Raw genomic sequence first — 23,217 nt, 5'->3', positions numbered from 1 at the left:
CTGCAGCAACAAGGCCTCAGCCTCATCACCACCCGAACCACCAGCTCCCTGCATTTCTGCAGAACCGCCTCAGTAGCGAAGCCCTCGACTATAGCACTAGTTTTAGGGGCGGCAAGAAAGATGGGAGGAAATTTTAGGAAGCCTTACTCGCCCCGAACACAGGTCCGCACGTCAGTCCATTACGCGCAGCAAGCTGCGACCACTTGTCGCGCAGCTGCACCGCTATCCATATAGGACAAAAAGTAGCGGAAACTCTCGCCAACAGAGCGCGACCAAAACCAGTCCAACAGAGGCAACGGGGAGCTGCGCAGTCTCTCGCCCCGATAATCCAGCCCTTATGGCACTTATCACCCTACTGGACGCCCAACTCGCATTTGGGCACGTTGCATTGCTGGACCACGCCGGCTTTTCCTTGGAGACTGCAGAACGCGTTGGACTGATCGGTCGTAACGGTGCAGGCAAATCCTCGCTTCTCAAAATCCTCGGCGGTCTTGCGAAGCCGGACGACGGCTCGCTACAGGTCCAACAAGGCGTGCGAATTGCCTTTGTGGCCCAGGAGCCATCGCTGGACGCTACGGCCACCATCTTCAAATCTGCTTCTGAAGGACTGCAGCGGGTTATCGCAATCCGCGATCAGTATCTGTCGGGCGCGGAAGGGCTTGACCTGGATGCACTGCAATCCGAAATCGAAGCGTACGATGCCTGGAACTGGGAGCAGCGGGTAGAGGAGACCCTGCAGCGGCTGCACCTTGATCCCGACGCTGTCATCGGGACGCTGTCGGGTGGAACCAAGAAACGTGTCGCACTGGCACAGGCGCTGGTGGCTCGCCCAGATGTACTGCTGCTCGACGAACCCACCAACCATCTGGATCTCGATTCAATCGAATGGTTGGAGGACCTTCTGCTCGATTTTCCGGGCAGCGTTGTCACCATCACCCATGATCGATCATTCCTCGATCGCGTCGCCACCCGCATCGTTGAGCTGGACCGGGGTCAATTGCGATCCTACCCCGGTAACTTCGCGCAGTATCAGCTGCAAAAGGAAGACCAGCTAGCGCAGGAGGCCGTCATTTCCGCCAAAGCCGACAAGCTTTTGGCACAGGAAGAAGTCTGGATACGCCGCGGCGTCGAAGCGCGCCGCACTCGCAGCCAGAGCCGCATCAGCCGCCTGGAGCATTTGCGTGCGCGCCGCGAAGCACGCCGCGAAGTGGTCGGCAGCGTTCGCATGGATGTGGCGACCGGTGGCTCCAACGGATACCAGGGAAAGATTGTCGCGGAGCTGACGGGAGTCGGCAAGTCGTTCGGCGACAAGACCATCGTTCGCAATTTCACCGGAACCATCCTGCGCGGGGACAAAGTAGGACTGATTGGCCCCAATGGCGCAGGGAAGACCACGCTGCTCAAAATGATCCTGGGCGAATTGGCACCTGACGAGGGAACCATCCGCCAAGGGGCGAACCTGCAAGTTGCCTATTTTGATCAGATGCGCCACGCCGTCAATCTGGATGCCACCCTGGAAGACTTCATCAGCCCGGGCAGCGAATGGATCGAGATCGGCAACCAGCGCAAGCACGTCAAAAGCTATCTGAGTGATTTTCTGTTCTCTCCTGCCCGGGCGCATTCCCCGGTCCGCTCCCTATCAGGTGGCGAACGCAATCGTCTGTTGCTGGCACGGCTGTTCGCCCGCCCCGCGAATGTCCTGGTGCTGGACGAACCCACCAACGATCTCGACATCGACACGCTGGATCTCCTGGAAGAGCTACTGGAAAACTACGAAGGTACCGTGTTCCTCGTCAGCCACGACCGGACATTTCTCGACAACGTGGTCACCAGCACGATCGCATTTGAAGGCGACGGCTTGTGGCGCGAGTACGAAGGGGGCGTGCAGGACTGGCTGGTGCAATCCAAGCGCAGCAGGGCCCTCAATGCGTCCGCGCCCACCACCAAGAAGGCTGAGAGAGAAAATTTGAATGAAAATACGGCCCAGGGCTTATTCAATAAGCCTGAGCAGCTATCAAAAAAGAAACTAAGTTACAAAGAGCAGCGCGAGCTTGATCAACTTCCCGCGCAAATAGCGGCATTGGAATCAGAACAGCAAGAACTGCAAGCGGCCTTGGCCGACGGAAGGCTGTATAGCACCGATCCTGCAAAGGCCACAGCCATGACCGCACGGGCTGGCGAGATAGAGGAAGCGTTGATGACGGCTCTGGAGCGCTGGACAGCCCTGGCCGCATAAACCAGCCGACACCGGGCAACACCAAGGGTGCGCAATCGCCGGAAGTACCCGGTCTGCGCATGCCAGCTATGCCAGTTACCCCATCAGATTCGATGGTGCAGCCGGTCTGTAGCACCGCGCAGGCGTGCGATCAATGCCGACGCAATTTGCCCCAGCGGCAGAACTTCGTCGGCAGCACCATGGGCAATCGCTTCACGCGGCATACCAAAAACGATGCAGGTCGCCTCATCCTGCACATAGTTGTAGCTGCCAGCGTCCTTCATTTCCCGCATCGCAGCGGCCCCATCGTTTCCCATACCGGTGAGCATGATGCCGAACGCGTTGCGTCCGACTACAGCTGCGGCCGATTTGAACAACACTTCTACCGAGGGCTTGTGGCGGTTCACGGGCGGGCCGTCATCCACCACCGCTACATAATTGGCGCCACTGCGGGCCACATGAAACTGAGTACCACCTGGGGCAATATAGGCATGGCCAGGCAAGATGCGCTCGCCATTCAACGCCTCCTTGACCGTGATCTGGCAAAGACCATTCAGCCGAGCCGCGAAGCTGGTGGTGAACCCTGGGGGCATGTGCTGAGTGATGACGATCGCAGGCGAATCCGCAGGCATCTGCACCAACACCTCCTTGATGGCCTCCGTGCCACCCGTGGACGCACCGATGCAGATCAGCTTTTCGGTGGACAAGCGGCCCAGAAGCGCTGAAGCGGTGGGCGCTGCTGCCACGCCAGCCGATCCTCCCGCACCGCCGGAAGGCGTGTTTTCACGCGCGGGCGCGCGGCGGACCTGGGCCACCGCAGCCACGCGGATCTTATCCACGATCTGGGCCGCAAGATCATTGAGTCCGCTGGCCAAGCCAACACGGGGCTTGGCTACAAAATCGACGGCACCCAGCTCCAGGGCCTTCATCGTCACCTCAGCGCCCCGCTCCGTCAGCGTGGAAATCATCACCACAGGCATCGGGCGCAAGCGCATCAAACGCCCCAGAAAGTCGATGCCATCCATGCGAGGCATCTCAACATCCAATGTGATGACATCGGGATTGAGCTCGCGGATCATCTCGCGCGCCACCAAGGGATCATTGGCGGTGCCGATGCACTCCATGTCCCGCTGCCGGTTGATGATCTCGGACAGCAGACTGCGGACCAACGCCGAATCGTCCACCACGATCACCCGGATTTTCCTGCTCATTAACTCACGCCTTCCTCAAAACAGATCAACAGAACCGCCCGAGGTAGTCTTTGCCACAGTGGCTGCATTGCCGCGCACTTCCTGGGCCACCAAGGCTTCGGGGTGTGCATGCGCCAATCGCTTGACCATGGCTTTCCCTGTGATAGGAAAAAAAACCACCTTGCGCGGATAAATATCCAGGACATCCTCGGAGACGATGGGAATACGCTCCGTATGCAGGTAGTTCAAAACAAAATTGGTGTTGCGCTCTCCGACATTCATGGTCGTGAAGTTGTGCATCACCTGCGCGCCCCCAAAAATCTTGGCCTGCATGGTTTCGCGACGGGCCCCCAGCTTGAGCATCTCGTTGATCAGCAACTCCATGGCATACGAGCCATAACGCCCTGACGCATCCGCAACATCACCGTCGGGCAGCATGAAGTGGTTCATCCCACCCACGTGCGCGCGGCTGTCCCAAAGACAGGCGGCAATACACGACCCCAACACGGTCATGATGATCATGTTCTCGTCGCCGACAAAATACTCACCAGGGAGGACTTTCACAGCGTTGTGCTGGAAATGATGGTCCAGATAGAAAAAAGATGCCTCCCCAGGCTTGCGGCTGCGTGTTTTGAGCTCTTGCAGCGAAGACTCCCGTGCAGGTCCAGTCCCTGCGGAATAGATGTCCGCACTCAATGGCGCAATGCGCGGGGCACGTCGCCGTTCGGACGAGCCTGGAGAAGCTGCGGCCGGGGGAAGAGATGATCCTGATGGAATATTGGTCATGGGGCTAGGTGCCAGGCAACATGGCAGGTCAGCGGCGCTCGTACACGGTTTTGCCACGCAGCGTAAACAGGTCTCTGGACTCGCTAAAGTTTTCGGCATGTCCCACAAACAGCATGCCCCCAGGCTTCAAGACCCGGTGAATCCGCTCCAGCACACGCCTCTGCGTAGGGGCATCAAAGTAGATCATCACGTTGCGGCAAAAAACCACATCAAAGGGTTCTTTGAACGGCCAATCGTCCCGGATGAGATTCACGCTCATGAAATCAATCGCGCGTCGCAGTTCCGGCTTGGCCCGCACCATGCCAAGGTTGCCCCCCTTCCCACGCAGGAAAAACTTCTGCAACCGCTCCGGGCTCAAGCCCTTGAGGCTGTCAAGACGGTAGACACCCTGCGCCGCAGTCGCCAAGACACGGGAATCAATATCACTGGCAGTGAGCTTGAACGAAGCGTTGGCCCCCAGCGCCTCGAATGCCGTCATGACAATCGAATAAGGCTCTTCTCCGGTGGACGCCGCGTTGCACCAAACCTTCCAGCCGGCAGACGGCTTGCCCCGCAGGTGCGAAGCAAAAATTTCGAAGTGATGCTGCTCGCGGAAAAATGCCGTGAGGTTGGTGGTGAGCGCATTGATGAACTCCTGCCACTCCGGGCCGTCGTGCGTCTCCAACCATCCCAGATAGTCATGAAAACTGTTGTGCCCCGTATCCCGCAAGCGGCGTGAAAGCCGGCTGTATACCATGGCATGCTTGCCGTCGTGCAAGCTGATCCCTGCCCGCTGATAGATCAGGGCCTGTACCCGCGCAAAATCCGCGTTGGTCCAGACAAATTCACGCCCCTGAGCCAGCGGCCCCGACGGGGCCGCCGCTGCGGCATACGCGGGGTCCACCCTGCCGATAGCGGGCCGGGTTGCAGAAGAGGCACTGGTGGTTGGGGCCATATTGATCGTCCGACGGGAAATCCTGTTCGCTCCTAGAGATCTGCAAGCCACACCCGCAAATTGGCAGGTGACGGTTCCACCACGTTAGCGACGGAGGCGTCCTACTCGTTGGCAGTCACCAGCCCCATGTCTACACCGGACATGAGCTTTTCGATGTCCAGCAGAATCAGCATTCGCTCCCCCACCGATCCAAGTCCGAGAATGCAACTGTTGTCGATGGCGCTTTCAATATCTGGTGCCGAGCGAATACTCTCCGGCGTCAGTTCCATGACGTCGCTGACGGAGTCCACCACGATTCCAACCACCCGGTTACGGAGGTTCAAGATGATGACCACCGTGAAGCTGTTGTAGTCGGCCTGCGCGCAGTTGAACTTGAGGCGCATATCGACAATGGGCACGATGGTCCCACGCAGATTGACGACACCCTTGATGAAATTGGGAGCGTTCGCAATCCGTGTCGGCGGCTCATAGCCACGGATCTCCTGCACTTTCAGGATGTCGATACCGTACTCTTCCTGGTCGAGGCGGAACGTCAGATATTCACGGGTGCCCGTTGGCACCGCTTCTGCAGTTTTACCCATCACACTCATGGTGCATTCTCCTTTCGTGACAGCGCCATGCCCCTCTCGGACACAGCCGCTTAAATCTAGTGGCGCGCCCGTCGCACCAAGCCACCGGTGTCCAGAATGAGCGCAACCGTGCCGTCGCCCAAGATGGTGGCCCCGGATACGTTGGGGACCTTGCGGTAGTTCGACTCAAGGTTCTTGACGACTACCTGGTGCTGGCCCAGCAACTCATCGACCAACAGCGCCACACGGCTGCCATCAGCCTCCACAACCACCATGATGTTGCTGGATTTGTTTGGGTCGAAACGCGGCACCTGGAAAATTTTCTCCAGTGCGATCACAGGCATGTACTCGTCGCGCACTTTCACCAGTTGCGAGCCCTGGGCCACGGTGCTCACATCGTCTGCGTTGACCTGGAAAGACTCCACCACCGAAGACAGCGGAAGAATGTAAACCTCATCGCTCACTCCCACGGACATGCCATCCATGATGGCCAGCGTCAGCGGCAAGCGCACAGAGACCTTCATCCCGTAACCTTCAGCGGAATCGATTTCAACCGATCCGTTGAGCGCAGCAATGTTGCGCTTGACCACATCCATACCCACACCACGCCCCGACACGTCGGTCACCTCATCCGCGGTAGAGAAACCGGGGGCAAAGATCAACTGCCAGACTTCGGCGTCGCTCATCTGCTCGGACACTTCAATGCCACGTTCTTGTGCTTTGCTGAGGATTTTTTCGCGCGAGAGTCCACGGCCATCGTCGCGCACCTCAATCACGATCGAGCCGCCCTGGTGAGAGGCCGACAACGTGATGGTTCCATGCTCGGATTTGCCTTTGGCCAATCGGTCTGCCGGCATCTCGATCCCGTGGTCGCAACTGTTGCGCACCAGGTGGGTCAGCGGGTCCGTGATCTTCTCGACCAAACCTTTGTCCAGTTCGGTGGCTTCGCCCAGCGTCACCAGTTCAACCTTCTTGCCCAGCTTGTTGGCCAAGTCCCGCAGCATGCGGGGGAAACGGCTGAAAACAATCGACATCGGAATCATGCGGATCGACATGACCGACTCCTGAAGATCGCGAGTGTTGCGATCCAGGTCGGCCAGTCCCGCCAGCAGCTGTTGATAAGCGCCCGCATCCAACCCACGGCTGTTTTGGGCCAGCATCGCCTGGGTGATCACCAGTTCACCCACCAGATTGATCAGCTGATCGACCTTTTTCACATCGACGCGAATCGTTGTGGACTCCATTTGTGCCTGCATGGCAACCTTAGGCTCACTGGCCTTTGGCGCCACCACCGTTTTGGAGGCTTGCGCGGGGGCATGGGCAGCCGCCTGAGGTGCATCGGCACGTGGCGCACCAGGCGCGTCACTGAAGAATCCGTAGGCTTCACCCCCAGCAGCACCGGCTGCGAGTGCAGCTTCTTCATCCTCATCAGGCGATTGGGCTGGCGCTGCCCCCCCAGCATCGCGAATCAACACTTGCTCCTTGGCCACATGAAAGGCAAACAGGTCGAGAAGGTCGTCGTTGGTGGAGGTGGTTTCCACCGCGAAGAGCCGCGTATTTGCCTGTTGACTTTCTATGTCACGAATAGCCCCGAGGCCAGGGATATCCCGGAACAGCTCCTTGATGGCGTCCGCCTGCTCCAATCGGTCCAACGGGCCAATCTGAATCTCCAGCATGCGCGCTTGGCCTGCCACCGCTGGCGCAATCACCTTCGGTGCGGGCGCGGGCGCAGCAACCTGGGGTGCTGGTGAAGGTGCCGCAGGCGACGGCGGTGGAGCCACAGCGGGGGCATCACCGGGTACCAGCCCCGCAGCAAGCTCACTGATGCGACGGACCAGTGAAGTGGTGGACACAGCATCACCCTGTCCACCCGCCTGATGGCGGGCCAACAGGCTGCGGGAAGCATCGGCAGATTCCAGCAGCACGTCCACCATCTGGGGGATGGGCTGCAGTTCATGGCGGCGCAACCGATCCAAAAGAGACTCCATCTGGTGGGTCAGTTCGGCAACATCCGAGAACCCAAAAGTGGCCGAACCACCCTTGATCGAATGGGCACACCGGAAGATGCCATTGAGTTCTTCGTCGTTGGCGCTACTCAAATCCAGGTCCAGAAGCATCTGCTCCATCTGGTCCAGGTTTTCGCCCGCTTCCTCGAAAAAGATCTGATAGAACTGGCTCAGGTCGAAGTCAGCGCCTGCACCCGATCCTTCTTGGTAGGTTTCCGCCATCGTGGGCTCCTGTGTACTTGGTGATCCTGGACAACCGGCTCAGCGGATCACTTTCTGGATAACTTCGATCAGGCGATTAGGATCAAAGGGTTTGACGAGCCAGCCCGTAGCCCCTGCGGTCCGCCCCGCCTGCTTCATCTGATCGCTGGACTCGGTAGTGAGAATCAGAATCGGAATGGTCTTGAATTTTGGGTTTTCACGCAGTTTTCGCGTGAGTCCAATCCCGTCCAGCCGAGGCATGTTCTGGTCTGCCAGCACGAGATCAATGTTGTGGCTCTCGGCCTTTTCCAGGGCATCCTGCCCATCCACTGCCTCCACGACGTGATAGCCGGCACCCGTGAGAGTGAACGACACCATTTTTCGCATGGACGGTGAATCATCTACGGCAAGGATCGATTGCATGTAAGGCTCCAACTGACTTGAATATATAGGTGAACCAGTGATGTGAGGGTCAGAACAGGTCCACAGAACCCGCATCCATCTCGCTCTGCGTGACGGGATTGGGCCGGTCGGGCGCCATCTCCGCAAAGGGGGCGGCTTCTTCACCATCTTCGTTGCCCATGGCCTCGGAGGCAAGGCGGAAAGCGCATCCTTGCAGCACTTTGGTCGTGTGCCAGATCAACTGGGATGCCATGTCCTGAAACTGCAACTCGGTCACAGCACTCCGCAGTGCTGCACGGGCGGCCACCAGCTCAGGGGAATCTGCAACAGCGGCATCCGTTAGCACGGCATTCGCCTCTCCGAAGCGTTCCAGCAGGTTGTCGGTTGCATGGTTAAGCAGTCCTTCCAGGCGATGCAGGTCATGCATAACGACCAGCAACGAATCCTGCAGTTCTGCCGCCACCATGACGGGAACCTGGACAGCAGGTCCTCCAGACGTTGTTAGCGTAGATTGCATCGTTTCTCCATCGCGGCACGCAGCAGCAAAGCACGCAAAAACACAGGACTACGACACCTGCACAATGGCCCAAAGCCCTTGTGCACCCTCGTGTCAGCACCCATTGGACGCTGACGCGGAAACCATCCCAATCGGACAAACACCCTTGTTTGTTCCAATTTGTATCCTATGATAGCGCTCCTATGGTCACCATAGCACCAGACCAGACCCTCAGCATCCTGCATCTTGAAGATTCACTGGCGGATCATGAGTTGACCGCATTGACCCTGCGACGGTCTGGGCTCCACTGCCACCTCCGTCAGGTGGACTCACTTCCTGATTTCCAGCGACTGACTGACACCCAGCCGTTCGACATCATCTTGGCAGATTACCGGCTGCCCGGCTTCACTGCGCTGGACGCATGGGCGCATGTGGTGCAAAAGCCGCACCACCCACCCTTTGTGCTTCTTTCGGGCGCCATCGGCGAGGCGGCGGCTGTGGACGCGATCCGCCTGGGTATTGCCGACTATCTGCTCAAGGACGACCTTCAACGCCTGCCCCACGTCATCGCACGCGCTCTGGAGGTTCACGAGGCCCGGCAGGCGCGCGAACGGGCTGTTGCGCAACTCGAAGCCTCCGAGCGCAGATTGGCGGATCTGACGGAGCATCTGCAAACATCGATCGAACAGGAGCGCGCGTCCATTGCTCGCGAAATACACGACGACATTGGCGGCGCGTTGACCGCCGTGAGGTTCGATGTGGCGTGGATTGGGCGCCACAGTGCCAACCCTGAGATGCAGGAACACGCGGCGTCTGCGACGGAAATGCTGCAGCACGCCATCGGGGCCAGCCAGCGCATCATGATGAATCTGCGCCCCCCCATTCTTGAACAAGGGCTGGTCGCAGCGGTGCAGTGGCTTGCCGCCGGATTTGAACGCCGCTCCGGCATTCCAGCCCGCGTTGTAAGCAGCAGCGAAACCATCCAGGCAGCCGCAGATATCCAGCTGGTTGCCTATCGCACGGCGCAGGAAGCGTTGACCAACATCGCCAAACACGCACACCCAAAAACGGTACACATTGATCTCTCCGACAAGGAGGACGTGCTGACGCTGGAAGTGACCGACGACGGCCAGGGCATCGACCCAGCCATGCTGGAAAAACCCAAAGCCTTCGGGCTTAAAGGCTTGCATGAACGCGCCAAGACCGTGGGAGGGTGGCTGGATATCAGCAGCCGTCCCGGTCATGGCACCTCCGTGATCCTGTCCATACCGCTAACATCGCACCCTACACCACCAGCCTCAGGAGATGCGCAGTGATTCATGTGGTCCTGTGCGACGACCATGCCGTCTTGCGGCGGGGAATACGCGACACGCTGGCCGACGCGCCCGACATCCAGGTGACGGGCGAGGCTGGAGGATATTCCGAGCTGCGCGAGGTGCTGCGCTCCGCCCCCTGCGATGTCCTGCTGCTGGACTTGAACATGCCGGGTCGCAGCGGCCTGGAAGTGCTCACCAGCTTGCGCGAAACCCACTCCACCATCAAGGTGCTGGTGGTCTCCATGTATCCAGAAGACCAGTACGCCCTACGCTGCCTGAAGGCTGGCGCTCAGGGCTATGCCAACAAGGCCGGAGACCCCATCGAGTTGATTGCCGCCGTGCGGACCGTCATGCAGGGGCGCAAGTACCTCACGGCAGAAGTTGCGCAGATGCTGGCGGACAGCTTGGCCCAGCCTACGCCGGAAGCGCCGCACACGGCGCTGTCCGAGCGGGAACTGCAGACACTGGTCAAGATAGCATCCGGCCGCAGGCTGTCGGACATCGCAGAGGAATTGATGCTGAGCCCGAAAACGGTGAGCGTGTACCGTTCCCGGGTCCTGGAAAAACTCAAACTTTCCAACAACGCAGAACTCACCGTCTACGCCATCCGGAACCAGCTGGTCTGACTCCGCGCCCAGGCTCCCTAACTCTCTATCTCTGAGCGGCAAACAGATCGACTGCCTGCTGCATGAGTGCCAGTACGGGTTGCTCCAAAAGGGGCAGCGTGGCCACAATGCCCAGCATCCCCACGGTCAGTGTCACAGGGAAACCCACCGCATAGATGTTCATTTGAGGCGCGACACGCGAAATGATGCCGAGCGTCAAATTGACAAACAGCAGAAGCGCAATCATGGGCAGCGCGATCCACAGCGCGCTGGAGAACAGCGAAGAGCCCAGCTCATAAAGGCGCATTTGCCCCAGCGCCTGCAGAAAGTTGCCATTGACCGGAAAGCGGTCGAAACTTTTCACCACCGCCATCAGAATCAACAGATGGCCGTTGATGACCACAAAAAGCAGCGTCGCCATATGCCCAAAAAAGCGCGCAACGGCGCTGATCTGCGCATTGGAAGACGGGTCAAAGAACGACGCGAAATTCAACCCCATCTGCAAGCCAATGATTTCACCTGCCAGTTCTACGGCGGCAAACACCAGTCGGACTGAAAATCCGATCGCAAGCCCCACAGCCACCTGCTGCGCGACGGCACCAAACGCCTCTCGGCCATTGACACTGATGACCGGTTGATCACCCAGCACGCCCTGCGCGCAAAGGGCCACCAGAAACGCCAGTCCGATCTTGACGCGCATCGGGACTGTTCGCATGGAGAACACCGGCGCGACTGAAAATACGGCCAACACACGCAAAAAGGGCCACAGGATGGGAGACAGCCAAGCCATCAGCTGGGCTTCGGTGAAGGTGATCACGCGATCCTCAGGCGTCAGCCGGAAACGGAGACTGCGAACATCCGGCGGCGGGAAACACGCCCATAGCTCGCCCTTTTCATGGAACTAGCCGATCATCGAAGGAATGGATTCGATGGTCCGCCGGATAAAGTCCACCAGGGTGCTGAGCATCCAAGGACCCGCAATGGCAAAAACGACCATGGCGGCAATCAGCTTGGGCACAAAAGCAAGCGTCGCTTCATGGATCTGGGTAACGGCCTGAAAAATGCTCACGATCAACCCCACCGCCATGACCACCCCGAGCACGGGCATGGAGATCATTAGGAGCAGTGTCAGGGCATCGCGCCCTATCGTCAGCACCATTTGCGAAGTCATTGGCAACTCCTTTAAGGCACAAAGCTGGCAGCCAGCGAACCGATCAGCAAGTTCCAGCCATCCGCCAACACAAACAGCATGAGCTTGAACGGCAGCGCCACCAGCACCGGAGACAACATCATCATGCCCAGAGACATGAGAATGCTCGACACCACCATGTCGATGACCAGAAACGGAATGAAGATCATGAACCCGATCTGAAACGCCGACTTCAGCTCACTGGTGACAAACGCCGGTACCAGCACCCTCAAGGGCGCGGTCTCCGCAGTCACACTGGAATCGAGGCGCGCCAGGCGGGAAAAGAGGGCAAAGTCGGATTGCCGAGTCTGCTTGAGCATGAAGCTGCGCATAGGCGCTTCGGCCTTCTCCAGGGCCTGTTCAAAACTGATGGTGTTGTTGGTGTAAGGGACGTAGGCATCCTGGTACACACGGTCCAGCGTAGGCCCCATCACGAAAAAAGTGAGAAACAGCGACAACCCAATGATGACCTGGTTGGGAGGCGCCGATTGGGTGCCCAGCGCCTGGCGCAGCAGCGACAAAACGATCACGATCCGAGTGAAGCCCGTCATCATGAGCAGCACTGCCGGCAAGAAAGAGAGTGCGGTAAAGAACAGCAGTGTCTGGATGGGCACAGAGTAGCTGTTGCCAGACGGCCCGCTACCCACCACCAGCGGCAAGGAGCCAGCGGACGCCTGCGCGAAGGCCGGGGCATGCACCAAGAAACTCACGGCAACCACTGCCCCCAGCAACACCACACTACGGACAGGTGACACGTCAGACATTGGCAGGACTTCCGGGAGTGTTCACTGCGGAAGCTATTTCCAGCGCAAAAGAAGGTTCCGCCTTGGAAGCTGAGTTGGGAACAGCAGAAGGGCCGACGGGAAGCACATGCAAGCAGCTCACCTGCTGTGCCGTCACGCCCAGCACCAGCCAGGTCCTCGCATGTTCCGGTCCGACCTCCACCGTGACCACGCGCTGATGGGGTCCGACTGCCACCGCAGACAACACCCGGGACGCAGCACCAACACCCGCACCACTCGCCGCGTGGCGCTGCTGCAGTCGACGGACTAGCCACGGCAACAAGGCCATGGCGCCGACAAAAAGGACAACAACAACCAGCGTCTGCGTCATGCTGCCACTATCCACGACTGACCCGCCGCAAGCGCTCGGAAGGAGTCACCACATCCGTGAGACGGATACCGAACTTGTCGTTCACCACGACGACCTCGCCCTGTGCAATGAGATAGCCATTGACCAGCACGTCCATTGGCTCACCCGCGAGGGCATCGAGTTCCACGACAGAGCCCTGGGCCAGCTGAAGGATGTACTTGATCGGCACCTTGGTGCGTCCCAGCTCCACCGACAACTGGACGGGTATGTCCAGCACCATGTTGATATCGTTGACCGTACCATCGCCGCCGCCTGAAAAAGGACGGACCGGCTCACCGGACAACGGACCACCCTGCTCCACGTCGCCGGGCTTGTCGTCGGTGCGTTTTTGCTCTTCAAGTGCCTCCGCCCAACCCGCAAATGGGTCGTCCGCGCCTGCATCCTTGTTATCTTCTTCAGTTGACATCTTTTTCTCCCAGCCAGCTCATGTCGGCATTGCGCAGGCATTCTTCGATACGAATGGCGTACTTGGAATTGTGCGTTCCGTACTGGCATTCAAAAATGGGAACCCCTCCGATCGACGCGCGAATACGAGGCTCACGGTCCAGCTCGATGAAATCACCAGGTTTCATGGCCAACAACTGCTCCACGGTGGCATCCGCACGGGCCAGTTCTGCCACCAGGGTCACTTCGGCCGCCTGGATTTCACGTGTCAGCACACGGACCCAGCGGCGATCCACCTCAATGGAGTCGCCCTGTGTGGACGAGTACAGCACGTCGCGGATCGGCTCCAGCGTCGCATAGGGCATGCAAATATGAATTGCGCCTGAAAGATCCCCGATTTCCAACTGAAATGCCGTGGACACGACAATCTCGCTGGGGGTGGCAATGTTGGCAAACTGGGGCTGCATCTCAGACCGCTGGTACTCCAGCTCCAGCGGATAGATGCCCTGCCATGCCTTTTTGTATTCGGCGCAAATCACGTCCACCAGACGGTTGATGACCCGTTGCTCTGTGGGCGAAAAATCCCGCCCCTCGATCCGAGTCTGAAACTTGCCCACACCGCCGTACAGCGTGTCGATGATGCCGAACACCAGCGACGGTTCACACACGATCAGTCCGCTGCCGCGCAGCGGACGAATGGCCACAATGTTGAAATTGGTGGGCACCGCCAGCTCGCGCAGAAAAGCGCTGTAACGCTGCACGGACACGGTGCCCACTGAAATTTCAGGGCTGCGGCGGATAAAGTTGAAAAGCCCGATCCGGAAGTTGCGCGCAAACCGTTCGTTGACGATTTCCATCGTCGGCATGCGTCCACGGACGATGCGCTCCTGGCTGGAGATGTCGTAGTTGCGGACAGAGCCCGCCTCCGCCACTTCCTCGACCGATTTCTGGCTCTCGCCAGTAACCCCTTCGAGAAGGGCGTCGACCTCTTCCTGGGAAAGAAATGAATCACTCATGACTGGTCCTCGCCCGGGTCACTGGATGATGAAGCTGGAAAAGAGCACACGGTGCACCGGGTTACGCTCCGTGCGCCGACGTGAAGGCCGCTCCTGCGCGTCGTCCTCCTTGTCGGCCGCCGCAGCCCGTGGACGCTCTGTCGAAACCGTGTAACCCAGGGGGCGCGAGACTTCACGCAAGATGTCGGCAGCCAGTTTTTCCTTGCCTTCCCGCTGCAGCAATTCGCTGGAGGTCCGCTGAGAAATCAACATCAGGATGCCACTGCGTATAGAAGGCAGATAGAGCTTTACTTGCTCCGCCGTTTTGGCATCTTCCAGTTCCAGGGTAATGCCGATCTGGGCAAACCGGTCTCCGCCAGGGTCCGCCAGGTTCACCACCATGTTTTCCATGGGCAGAAAAGTAGGGGCCACCTTGGGGGCCTCCTTGCGGGCGGGCGCAGCACCTTCCTCCTCGTCGGCATGAGAACGGCTGGCAATGAACCAGGCCGCCGCGCCACCGCCAATCACCAGCACCGCCACCACAACGCCAATGATGATGATGAGCATCTTCTTGCTTTTGGCCGGGGCCGCTGCGGGAGTTGCGGGAGTATTGGCTGACACAGTGCGGATTCCTTGCTATGGGGACGGGTGGTACCCGCGCAGTCCCTGGGCGGGCAAAACCGGATGGCCCATTATTGGGCGAGGCTGCAACCAATAATAGCCAGAATAAAAGCCCAAAACCATGGCATTCGCTGCGCTAGGCCCTCTGCGCGCAACCGCAGGAACCATTCACGGTCTCGCGGTGGCCGCATGCCCTTCATGGCATCCAGGCAAGAATTTCGTCACAACGCCGCAAGAAGAAATGCCACGTGAGGCACAACACGTTGTCAGCACGCGGCCGCCAGCGTAGCGTCCCCATGGCGGGACCTCGCCCAGGAATGCAGCATGGCGACAGACCGACGGCCCCGTTGCCCGCCTGGATTTACACAAAAACATCGACGGCGCGGTCCGCAGCCCCACCGCGCAGCAACGAGGCTGTGCCCGCGGGCGCGGTGGCGACCACCTGCGCCTGGCGGGCTCCATCGCGTTGGCTCTGGCGCTCGGAGCCCCCGGCATCTCCACGCTGTCCTGCCGAGGTGCCGACCGACATACCCGAAAGCACGAGGCCCTCACTGCGCAACAGTTCACTCAGTTGTGCCATGCTGCGGTCCAGCAGTTCACGGGTCTGCGGCTGGTCGCTGCGGAACGTGACATGGGCTTCGTTGCCAGACAACGATACCGAAACCTCCACCGGCTGACCGTCACGGTTGAGCGTGAGCTCTGCATTCTGTGTCTTCTGATTGACCCAATAAGCCACCTGCTCAGTCACCTGCTCTTCAGCGCCCGCCTGGGCGGGATCGGTGAACACGCCGACCCCATCCAGGGAACCAGCCTCCACCGGCCCGGAGCCGCCCCCACTATCGAACCACGCCCCAGCCCCGGAACGCCCTTCGCCAGAGCGCGCCCCCCCGTCTGCACCGCCACCACCCTGTGCAGATGCCACCGGAGACAACAAACCGTCCATGATGGAAGCCGCCACGCCGCCGCCTGCAGGATCCCCCCCACCACCGATACTGCGATCCGCTGCGCCGGCGGCGGGCGCACCCACCACCATCCGCTCGCTGGCGGCCTGCACCGCAGCCAAGGCCGACCCCTGGTGGCCCGGCGACTGCAGCATGGCGCCGCCCACCGGTGAGCGCCCTGTAGACATCTCCAAGGCATCTGCCTTTTGGGACAACGCAGTCTGCATGCGTGAAAAAACCCGGCCGTGCGCCGTCCCGCCGGCTTGAGGGAGCCCCTCCTTCAGGTCCGCCGAGGTGTCGAGCATGGCAGTTTCAGCCACCATCCCTTGTGGAAGGCCGTCCGTGGCGACCAGGGAACTCGCCATAGAAGTCAAACCACCCTGGACGCCCCCCCCTTGCGCGCCCGGCCCCACGGTCGATCCGTTTTGCACTCCGGTACGAAGAATGCCGCCTTCCTGAAACCCCTCAGGCGCGGCAGCATCCACCCGCACGCTTGCGCCGGGTACCAGCAGACCTTGCCATGCCGCCATGGCCGATGCGTCCATCGCGCCCTTCGCAGCGTCGGTAGAGACAACGTCGGCAGGCTCCACGGAGGCCGCAAGATCCAGCGGAGCGCCATCCCCCTGGGACACATCGCCCAGCGCAGCCATCAGTGCGAGAAAGCCTCCAGCCCCCGGTGCATTCGCATCCGAGGCCTGGGCAGTGGACCGGGGACGTGCGGCGTGGGCGGGTTGGGTGCCCTGGGAAGAAGAAATTTTTGTGGGTTCCATTGTCAATACTCCCGGCCCGCAGAGCCCTGAATCTCACTGCGGTACTGCAATGCAGCCCGCTCATCGGTTTGTTTCTGATCTCTTCGCATTTCGGCCAACTCCAGGTCATGGCGCCGCTTTTCCACGACCTTGCGCAGGCTTGCCAGCCGCAGCTCTGCCTCCAGCAAGGCGCGCCTGGCTGCCTCCACCCGGTTGGCATGCTCCCCCACCACAGTGCTCTGGACACTCGCAGCATGGCCCAGGCGGTCCATGAATTGGTAGTGGTGGTACATCACCTCGGGCTTCATCGTCGTGTCGGCCTTCATGCCCCAACGCGCCTGCGTCTCACGGGCATAGTCTTCGAGCTGGTCGAGCTGGGCACACGCCGCCTGCTGCGCAGCCAGCATGTCCTGCAGCACTTTGCGCGCGTCGTCCCGCTTGCGGGAAGCCACTTCCACAGCGACGGCGAGGGAGTTGAGGCTGGACATGGCTCGCTACCCAAGGCGTTCAATGGTCCAACACCGCAGCCATGCCCGCCACGCTCTGGTCCATGGAGGCTGCCTCGAACATGTCCTGCTGCAGGAAATTTGCCATCTGCGGCTGCAGGCGAATGGCCTCGTCCAGGGCGGGATCGGACCCGCTCATGTACGCACCCACCTGCACCAGATCACGACTTTTCTGGTAACGCGAGTACACGGCCCGAAAGCGTCGCGCCAGATCAAAATGCCCCCGCGACACCACGTTGTGCATCACCCGGGATGCAGACTGCTCGATGTCGATGGCCGGGAAGTGCCCCGTCTCGGCCAGGGCCCGCGACAGCACGATGTGCCCATCCAGAATGGCCCGCGCCGCATCTGCGATAGGGTCCTGCTGGTCATCCCCTTCCGAAAGCACGGTGTAGAACGCCGTGATCGAACCGACGCCATGCAGCCCGTTGCCACTGCGCTCCACCAGCTGAGGCAGCTTGGCAAAACAGGAGGGCGGATACCCCTTGGTGGCGGGCGGCTCACCGATGGCCAGCGCAATTTCGCGCTGGGCCATCGCATAGCGGGTGAGTGAATCCATGAGCAACAACACGTGCTTGCCCTTGTCCCGAAAATGCTCGGCCACGGCGGTGGCATACGCCGCACCCTGCATGCGCAAAAGGGGCGGGGCATCGGCAGGCGCGGCCACCACCACCGAGCGGGCGCGGCCGTCGTCGCCCAGAATGTCTTCCACAAACTCCTTGACCTCACGCCCCCGCTCGCCAATGAGTCCCACCACAATCACATCCGCCCGCGTGTAGCGGGCCATCATGCCCAGCAAGACGCTCTTGCCCACACCAGATCCCGCGAACAGGCCCAGGCGCTGCCCGCGCCCCACGGTGAGCAGGGCATTGATGGCGCGCACGCCCGTGTCCAGCGATTCGCGCACGGGATCGCGGTCCATGGCATTGATCTGGCGCCGTCCCATGGGTTCGGACACCACATCCTGCACAGGCCCACCGTGGTCCAACGGCAAACCCTGCGCATCCACCACCCGACCCAGCAGGCCTTCACCCATTGGCAAACGCAGCACACCCGCACGCTGGATGGCCCGCGCAGGCTCACCCAGGCGCGGCACGGGAATGTAGGGCGCAGCGGGCACCACGCTGGCACCACTGGAGAGCCCGTGGATATCTCCCGCAGGCATCAAAAATGCACGGTCGGCAGAAAACCCCACCACTTCTGCCAGCACGGGGGCGTGCCCCGGCATCTGGACCATGCACTGCGAGCCCACCGGCACGCGAATGCCCACGGCTTCCAGCACCAGGCCCGTCAGCCGGGTCAGCGTGCCGCGCGTCTCCAGCGGCGCGCCTTCGGCAACACGCGCACGCGCATCGTCCATGAGGCACGTCCAGGCGGAAGGAGATTCAACGGTCATCGCCGCCCTCCTCTTCCCATGGCGACTGGAGTCCCAGTGCGGCAATGGCACGCTGCCAGCGTTTGTCGAGGCTGCCATCCACCACCGTCCCGGCTGATTCGACCAGACAGCCGCCCGGCGGCACCGCCGCATCGGCCATCCATTGCACACCCGGGGCGTCGATTGCTTCGCGCAGGGGCTGTGCCATGACCTCCATGTCGGCCGGGTGGAGACGAACCATGGCAGGTCGCCCTTCGGTCACGAGCATGCCCACAGCCTCTTTCACCACGGGCTGCAACGCATTGGGATTGACGGACAGTTCCTGGCGCACCACCTGGCGCGCAATGTCACAGGCCAGCTCCAGCAGTTGCTGTGCCATCTGCTGCTGCATGTCAATCAGGCTTGCATCGAGGGTCTGCACCACGCCTTGCAACCGCTGCGCCGTTTCGTGCCCTTGCTGGGCAATGTATTCGTCCATGCGCCGCTGCCATTCCAGCGCCGTCTGGGCTTGCCCCTGGGCAAAGCCCTCGGCATAGGCGTCGTCACACGCCTGCTGAATCAGTGCCTGCTGCGCAGCCTCATCAATTTCGACCGGGATCTCCACCACAGGCTCCGGCTCCGCCGGCTCAACCAGGTCAGAGCCATCCACCGCACCAAACTTCCACTGCGTGAAATCGCCCACTTCCTCGCTGGGAATGAAGCGCGAATAAGAGCGCTGGCTAGACGAAGGCATCATCACCGCCAGATCCGATCACGATTTGACCCTCGTCGGACAGGCGACGCACGGTCTTGAGGATTTCCTTTTGCTGGGCCTCGACCTCGGACAGCCGCATCGGGCCACGCGACTCGAGGTCCTCGCGCAATGCCTCGGAGGCACGCGAAGACATGTTCGACAGGAACTTCTCGCGCAACTCCGGCACCGCCCCCTTGAGCGCGACGATGAGCGTTTCGGACGCCACTTCCTTGAGCACGGTCTGGATCGCCTTGTCGTCGAGCTTGAGCACGTCTTCGAAGACGAACATCTTGTCCATGATCTTCTGGGCCAGATCGGGGTCGTAGCCCCGGATGGACTCCAGCACCACGGCGTCCATGTTGCCACCCAGCAGGTTGATGATTTCGGCCGCTGCCTTGACACCGCCGAGCGAACTCTTGCGGATCTTGTCGCCGCCCGCCAGTACCTTGAACAGCACCTCGTTGAGATCCTTGAGCGCGGTCGGCTGGATGCCTTCCAGCGTGGCCACGCGCAGCAGAATTTCACTGCGCTGGCGGTCGGTGAGGTGCATCAAAATGCCCGACGCCTGGTCGCTGTCCAGATGCACCAGAATGGCCGCGACGATCTGGGGATGCTCGTTGCGCAGCAGTTCCGCCACGGACAGCGGGTCCATCCACTTGAGGCTTTCAATGCCCGAGACATCTCCACCCTGCAAGATGCGGTCGATGAGCAGGCCCGCCTTGTCGTCCCCCAGCGCTCGCTTGAGCACCGCGCGGACATAGTTGCCGGTGTCCGACACCAGCAAGCTCTGCGCCGCCGCCGCGTTGGAGAACTTGTTGATGACCTGATCGACCTTGTCGCGCGACACCGAGCGCATGCGGGCAATGGTCTCGCCAAGCTTTTGCACTTCCTTGGGCGAGAAATGCTTGAACACTTCGGCCGCCTCTTCCTCGCCGAGGGACATCAGCATGATGGCGGCGTCGTTGAGTCCTTGGTCGTCCATGGTCGTCGTCCGTGGGTTCGGTGGTCAGACGGGGTCGCCGTTCAGCCAGGTCTTCAGGATGTTGGCCACGGCAACAGGATTCTCCTTGGCCAGCACCCGCGCATCTTCCAGGCGCAGCTGCTCCGGCGTGGCTGGAAGCACTTCGTTCTTCTTGGCGGGCGCAGGCAGCGCCGGACGCTCGGGCGTTTCGGATTCCACGGCATCCAGCTGGCCACCAGCCACCGGGATGGCGCGGGGCTTGGCGGCGGCGCCACCCTTGAGCGCAGGCCGCACCAGGCCCATCAGCACCAGGGCAGCGAACAGCACCGCACCCACCGGCCAGGCGAAGGTCTTGGCCAGGTCGATCACCTCGGGCTGCTTCCACAGCGGAACATCGGTGGTTGGCGTCACCGCAACCTGGAACGGGGTGTTCATGAGATTGACGGAGTCGCCGCGATCCCGGTTGAAGCCAATGGTCTCGCGCACCAGCGCCGTCATCTGTTCCAGTTGCTCCGGCGTGAGCGCCTTCGTCACAGTCTTGCCCTTGTCTTCCGTGGACTGGTAGTTCACCACCACCGCCGCGCTGACCCGTTTGAGCGCCCCGCTGCCACCGCGTGTCACGCGCACGGTCTTGTCCACCTCGTAATTGGTGATGGACTCGCGCTTGCTGCCGACAGCCTGGGTGCCCTGGGCCTGCTGGCCGGCGGCGGTGGGCGGCGGGTTGGCGCCGTTGATGGGCGCTGTAGAAGGTGCGGGGGGCTGGTTCGTGGTGGCGCCCGGCACCCCCGTGGGCAGCGGATTGCCCTGGGGGCCAGCGCTTTCCACGATCTGCTGGCTGCGGATGGCGCTGGCGTCAGTGGCAAGGTTGGGCCGGTGCTGCTCCGACGTGGATTCGGTCTGGGTGAAGTCCACCTCGGCCGTCACCTGCGCCTTGACGTTGTTGCGGCCCACCACGGGCTCCAGAATGTCCAGGATCCGACGGGTGTACTGTTGTTCGATCTGCTGCACATACAGCAGTTGCTGAGCATCCACGCCGTTTCCGGATGCGGTATCGGGCGATTGGGAAAGCAGCTTGCCCGTGTCGTCCAGCACGCTCACGGCAGAAGGAGACAACTCCGGCACGCTGGACGCCACGAGGTGCACGATGCCCGCCAGCTGGGCTCGGTCGAGAATGCGGCCGGGATGCAGGCTCACCAGCACCGAAGCCGACGGCTTTTGCTGCTCCCTGAAGAAGCCATTCTGGTTGGGAAGCGCCAGATGCACGCGCGCGCCCTGCACAGAAGACAGCGCCTGGATGGAGCGGGTGAGTTCGCCTTCCAGGCCACGCTGGAAGTTCAGGCGCTCCTGAAACTGCGTCATCCCGAACTTGCTGGACTCCATCAGTTCGAAGCCCGCCACCGAACCCTTGGGCAGGCCCTGGGTGGCCAGGCGCAGGCGCACGTCGTGCACGCGGTCTGCGGGGATCAGGATGGCGCCACCGCCATCTGCGTGCTTGTAGGGCACGTTCATCTGCGACAGCTGGGCGACGATGGCGCCGCCATCCTTGTCGTTCAGGTTGGCAAACAGCACCCGGTAGTCAGGCTGACGCCCCAGGACAATGGCCGCAATGGCCACCGCCACCAACAGCGCCGCGCCCACACCCAGCCGCATGCGCTGTGCCCTGTCGAGGGCAGACAGCCGCTGCAGCCAGTTCGGGCTGGCAGGGGGAGTGAGAGGAATTTCAGCAACTGCAGACATCTTGCTTTCCAGTAGGGCGGCCCGGCAAGGACCAAAGCGTGGGGTCGATTATTCGGTCACGCCTCCAAAATGTTCGCTGGATAAGCCGCGCGTTTGGCCATCAATTCAGAGCGATGGATCCCGGCGCGATGGCTAGGATACGCAGCATACCGCCATTCCCACGGATACAGCCATGGACCTTCGCATCTCAAGCTCTACCGCCCCCCTCACGGGCGCTGGCGTGGCGCGCCGTGCTGCAGCGCCGCAAAACGACGCCAACGACGTGGGTTTCTCGGGCGCCCTCAAGGGCGCGCTGCAGTCGGTCAGCGCCGCGCAGAACAAGTCATCCAATCTGCAAACCGAGGTCCAGATGGAAAACCCCTCGGTCAGCCTGGAAGAGACCATGGTGGCGATCCAAAAAGCCCAGATCGGCTTTCAGGCCACGCTGCATGTCCGCAACCGGATGGTGCAGGCCTACACCGACATCATGAACATGCAGGTTTAGGAGCAGGGGCGCTCCTCTGAGCGGCTGCGCCGCTTCCCCTCGCTCCGGGGTGATCCTTGCTTGGCATCCCTCACCTGGGGTGCCCAGGTATCGAGCGGTGGGGGCCTGCATTTACTCCTGATTTCGCAGCTGCTCGCGCTCTACAGATAAGCGCTACAGGGGTTTTTCTCACAAAAAGGTACTCCACGCTCTTGTCACAGGGGGCTGAACGGCGCATCGCTGGCCGTGGCACGGTTTTGCCAAGCGCCAGCGAAATGCACTCCCAATTTGATAGCTTTTCGCGCTTGATAGACAAGCGGTAGCGCCCCATTTTGCCCATGAAAAAGCCGACCTCGCGGGGTCGGCTTTGTCTTGAGGCTCAGCGCACGCCTCAGTGCATCATTTGCGGCTGCCCTTCAAACAGGTGTTCGAATTGCGCCAGCCAGGGCTCGGCCAGACAGCGAATCTGGGCATCGTTGCGCAGGATGCGCTGCATGATCCGGGTCTTCTCACGTTTGTGCTCGGGCAGAAGTTCGTGCTCTTGCGACTTGAAGCGCAGTTGCTCGATCAGTACCGCGCAGGCACCTTCGTAGCGCACAACGCCATCCCAGTCCTTGAGCTTGGCGGCCTCCAGCATCTTGGCGCTGCTGTCTTCAATCGCCTTGTAGTAGTCAATCAGCATGTGGGACAT

At 60.9% G+C, this 23,217-nt stretch carries 25 protein-coding genes; 4 read left to right on the top strand and 21 right to left on the bottom strand.

Going from position 1 to position 23,217, the window contains the following annotated elements:
- Positions 1-337 precede the first annotated feature (337 nt).
- Positions 338-2,236, top strand: a complete 1,899-nt coding sequence (locus ASE39_RS23425) for an ATP-binding cassette domain-containing protein (RefSeq protein WP_057272673.1) — start codon at positions 338-340, stop codon at positions 2,234-2,236.
- Positions 2,237-2,319: 83 nt separating this feature from the next.
- Here the strand turns inward: ASE39_RS23425 and ASE39_RS23420 are convergent, their stop codons facing one another.
- From ASE39_RS23420 to ASE39_RS23390, 7 genes are all read right to left on the bottom strand, one after another.
- Positions 2,320-3,426, bottom strand: coding sequence for a chemotaxis response regulator protein-glutamate methylesterase (locus ASE39_RS23420; protein ID WP_057272672.1), 1,107 nt, complete (start codon positions 3,424-3,426; stop codon positions 2,320-2,322).
- A gap of 15 nt (positions 3,427-3,441) precedes the next feature.
- Entirely contained in the window at positions 3,442-4,191 is a 750-nt protein-coding gene (cheD, locus tag ASE39_RS23415; protein ID WP_029414287.1) for a chemoreceptor glutamine deamidase CheD, read from the bottom strand.
- Positions 4,192-4,219: 28 nt separating this feature from the next.
- Positions 4,220-5,125, bottom strand: coding sequence for a CheR family methyltransferase (locus ASE39_RS23410; RefSeq protein WP_082615555.1), 906 nt, complete (start codon positions 5,123-5,125; stop codon positions 4,220-4,222).
- Positions 5,126-5,226: 101 nt separating this feature from the next.
- Positions 5,227-5,715, bottom strand: coding sequence for a chemotaxis protein CheW (locus ASE39_RS23405; protein WP_010466005.1), 489 nt, complete (start codon positions 5,713-5,715; stop codon positions 5,227-5,229).
- Positions 5,716-5,771: 56 nt separating this feature from the next.
- Entirely contained in the window at positions 5,772-7,922 is a 2,151-nt protein-coding gene (locus tag ASE39_RS23400; protein WP_057272671.1) for a chemotaxis protein CheW, read from the bottom strand.
- Between the two features lie 39 nt (positions 7,923-7,961).
- Positions 7,962-8,324 carry a response regulator gene (locus ASE39_RS23395; RefSeq protein WP_010466008.1) on the bottom strand — a complete coding sequence of 121 codons (363 nt, stop codon included), beginning with the start codon at positions 8,322-8,324 and terminating at the stop codon, positions 7,962-7,964.
- Positions 8,325-8,373: 49 nt separating this feature from the next.
- Positions 8,374-8,820, bottom strand: a complete 447-nt coding sequence (locus ASE39_RS23390) for a hypothetical protein (RefSeq protein WP_010466010.1) — start codon at positions 8,818-8,820, stop codon at positions 8,374-8,376.
- Positions 8,821-9,002: 182 nt separating this feature from the next.
- On the opposite strand from ASE39_RS23390, the gene ASE39_RS23385 reads away from it, so the two are divergent.
- Complete coding sequence (locus ASE39_RS23385; protein ID WP_057229736.1) at positions 9,003-10,115, top strand: ATP-binding protein; 1,113 nt, start codon at positions 9,003-9,005, stop codon at positions 10,113-10,115.
- Positions 10,112-10,741, top strand: coding sequence for a response regulator transcription factor (locus tag ASE39_RS23380; RefSeq protein ID WP_057272670.1), 630 nt, complete (start codon positions 10,112-10,114; stop codon positions 10,739-10,741). The genes ASE39_RS23385 and ASE39_RS23380 overlap by 4 nt, the downstream gene beginning before the upstream one ends.
- Positions 10,742-10,766: 25 nt before the next feature.
- Here the strand turns inward: ASE39_RS23380 and fliR are convergent, their stop codons facing one another.
- From fliR to fliF, 13 genes are all read right to left on the bottom strand, one after another.
- Complete coding sequence (gene fliR / locus ASE39_RS23375) at positions 10,767-11,537, bottom strand: flagellar biosynthetic protein FliR (RefSeq protein WP_010466016.1); 771 nt, start codon at positions 11,535-11,537, stop codon at positions 10,767-10,769.
- Positions 11,538-11,621: 84 nt separating this feature from the next.
- On the bottom strand, positions 11,622-11,891 hold the full coding sequence (gene fliQ, locus ASE39_RS23370) for a flagellar biosynthesis protein FliQ (protein WP_010466018.1): 270 nt from the start codon (positions 11,889-11,891) through the stop codon (positions 11,622-11,624).
- Between the two features lie 11 nt (positions 11,892-11,902).
- Entirely contained in the window at positions 11,903-12,673 is a 771-nt protein-coding gene (gene fliP / locus ASE39_RS23365) for a flagellar type III secretion system pore protein FliP (protein ID WP_010466020.1), read from the bottom strand.
- Positions 12,666-13,022, bottom strand: a complete 357-nt coding sequence (locus ASE39_RS26145; protein ID WP_081474695.1) for a flagellar biosynthetic protein FliO — start codon at positions 13,020-13,022, stop codon at positions 12,666-12,668. The genes fliP and ASE39_RS26145 overlap by 8 nt, the downstream gene beginning before the upstream one ends.
- Positions 13,023-13,029: 7 nt before the next feature.
- Positions 13,030-13,467 (bottom strand): flagellar motor switch protein FliN, encoded by a 438-nt coding sequence (gene fliN / locus ASE39_RS23360; RefSeq protein ID WP_010466023.1) that lies wholly within the window; start codon positions 13,465-13,467, stop codon positions 13,030-13,032.
- Positions 13,457-14,461: a flagellar motor switch protein FliM gene (fliM, locus tag ASE39_RS23355; RefSeq protein WP_010466026.1), complete on the bottom strand. Its 1,005-nt coding sequence runs from the start codon at positions 14,459-14,461 to the stop codon at positions 13,457-13,459. The genes fliN and fliM overlap by 11 nt, the downstream gene beginning before the upstream one ends.
- Positions 14,462-14,479: 18 nt before the next feature.
- Complete coding sequence (locus ASE39_RS23350) at positions 14,480-15,061, bottom strand: flagellar basal body-associated FliL family protein (RefSeq protein WP_029414288.1); 582 nt, start codon at positions 15,059-15,061, stop codon at positions 14,480-14,482.
- 361 nt (positions 15,062-15,422) lie between these two features.
- A complete protein-coding gene (locus ASE39_RS27235) occupies positions 15,423-16,772 on the bottom strand; it encodes a flagellar hook-length control protein FliK (RefSeq protein WP_242421541.1) in 1,350 nt (449 codons plus the stop codon).
- A 2-nt stretch (positions 16,773-16,774) separates the two neighbouring features.
- The gene (gene fliJ, locus ASE39_RS23340; RefSeq protein ID WP_057229739.1) at positions 16,775-17,239 is read right to left on the bottom strand and encodes a flagellar export protein FliJ; all 465 of its coding nucleotides are present in this window, start codon (positions 17,237-17,239) and stop codon (positions 16,775-16,777) included.
- 19 nt (positions 17,240-17,258) lie between these two features.
- Positions 17,259-18,653 (bottom strand): flagellar protein export ATPase FliI, encoded by a 1,395-nt coding sequence (gene fliI, locus ASE39_RS23335; protein ID WP_057229740.1) that lies wholly within the window; start codon positions 18,651-18,653, stop codon positions 17,259-17,261.
- Positions 18,643-19,368, bottom strand: a complete 726-nt coding sequence (locus tag ASE39_RS23330) for a flagellar assembly protein FliH (protein WP_029414290.1) — start codon at positions 19,366-19,368, stop codon at positions 18,643-18,645. The genes fliI and ASE39_RS23330 overlap by 11 nt, the downstream gene beginning before the upstream one ends.
- Positions 19,352-20,347: a flagellar motor switch protein FliG gene (gene fliG / locus ASE39_RS23325; protein WP_010466039.1), complete on the bottom strand. Its 996-nt coding sequence runs from the start codon at positions 20,345-20,347 to the stop codon at positions 19,352-19,354. The genes ASE39_RS23330 and fliG overlap by 17 nt, the downstream gene beginning before the upstream one ends.
- 24 nt (positions 20,348-20,371) lie before the next feature.
- Complete coding sequence (fliF, locus tag ASE39_RS23320; protein ID WP_057229743.1) at positions 20,372-22,063, bottom strand: flagellar basal-body MS-ring/collar protein FliF; 1,692 nt, start codon at positions 22,061-22,063, stop codon at positions 20,372-20,374.
- A 172-nt stretch (positions 22,064-22,235) separates the two neighbouring features.
- On the opposite strand from fliF, the gene fliE reads away from it, so the two are divergent.
- Complete coding sequence (gene fliE / locus ASE39_RS23315) at positions 22,236-22,547, top strand: flagellar hook-basal body complex protein FliE (protein WP_010466044.1); 312 nt, start codon at positions 22,236-22,238, stop codon at positions 22,545-22,547.
- A gap of 370 nt (positions 22,548-22,917) precedes the next feature.
- Here the strand turns inward: fliE and ASE39_RS23310 are convergent, their stop codons facing one another.
- Positions 22,918-23,217 carry a flagellar protein FliT gene (locus ASE39_RS23310; RefSeq protein WP_010466046.1) on the bottom strand — a complete coding sequence of 100 codons (300 nt, stop codon included), beginning with the start codon at positions 23,215-23,217 and terminating at the stop codon, positions 22,918-22,920.

Source organism: Acidovorax sp. Root267 (assembly GCF_001429215.1).
In the GTDB taxonomy this organism is placed as follows: domain Bacteria; phylum Pseudomonadota; class Gammaproteobacteria; order Burkholderiales; family Burkholderiaceae_C; genus Acidovorax; species Acidovorax radicis.
This window is presented reverse-complemented; position numbering and strand designations above follow the sequence as displayed.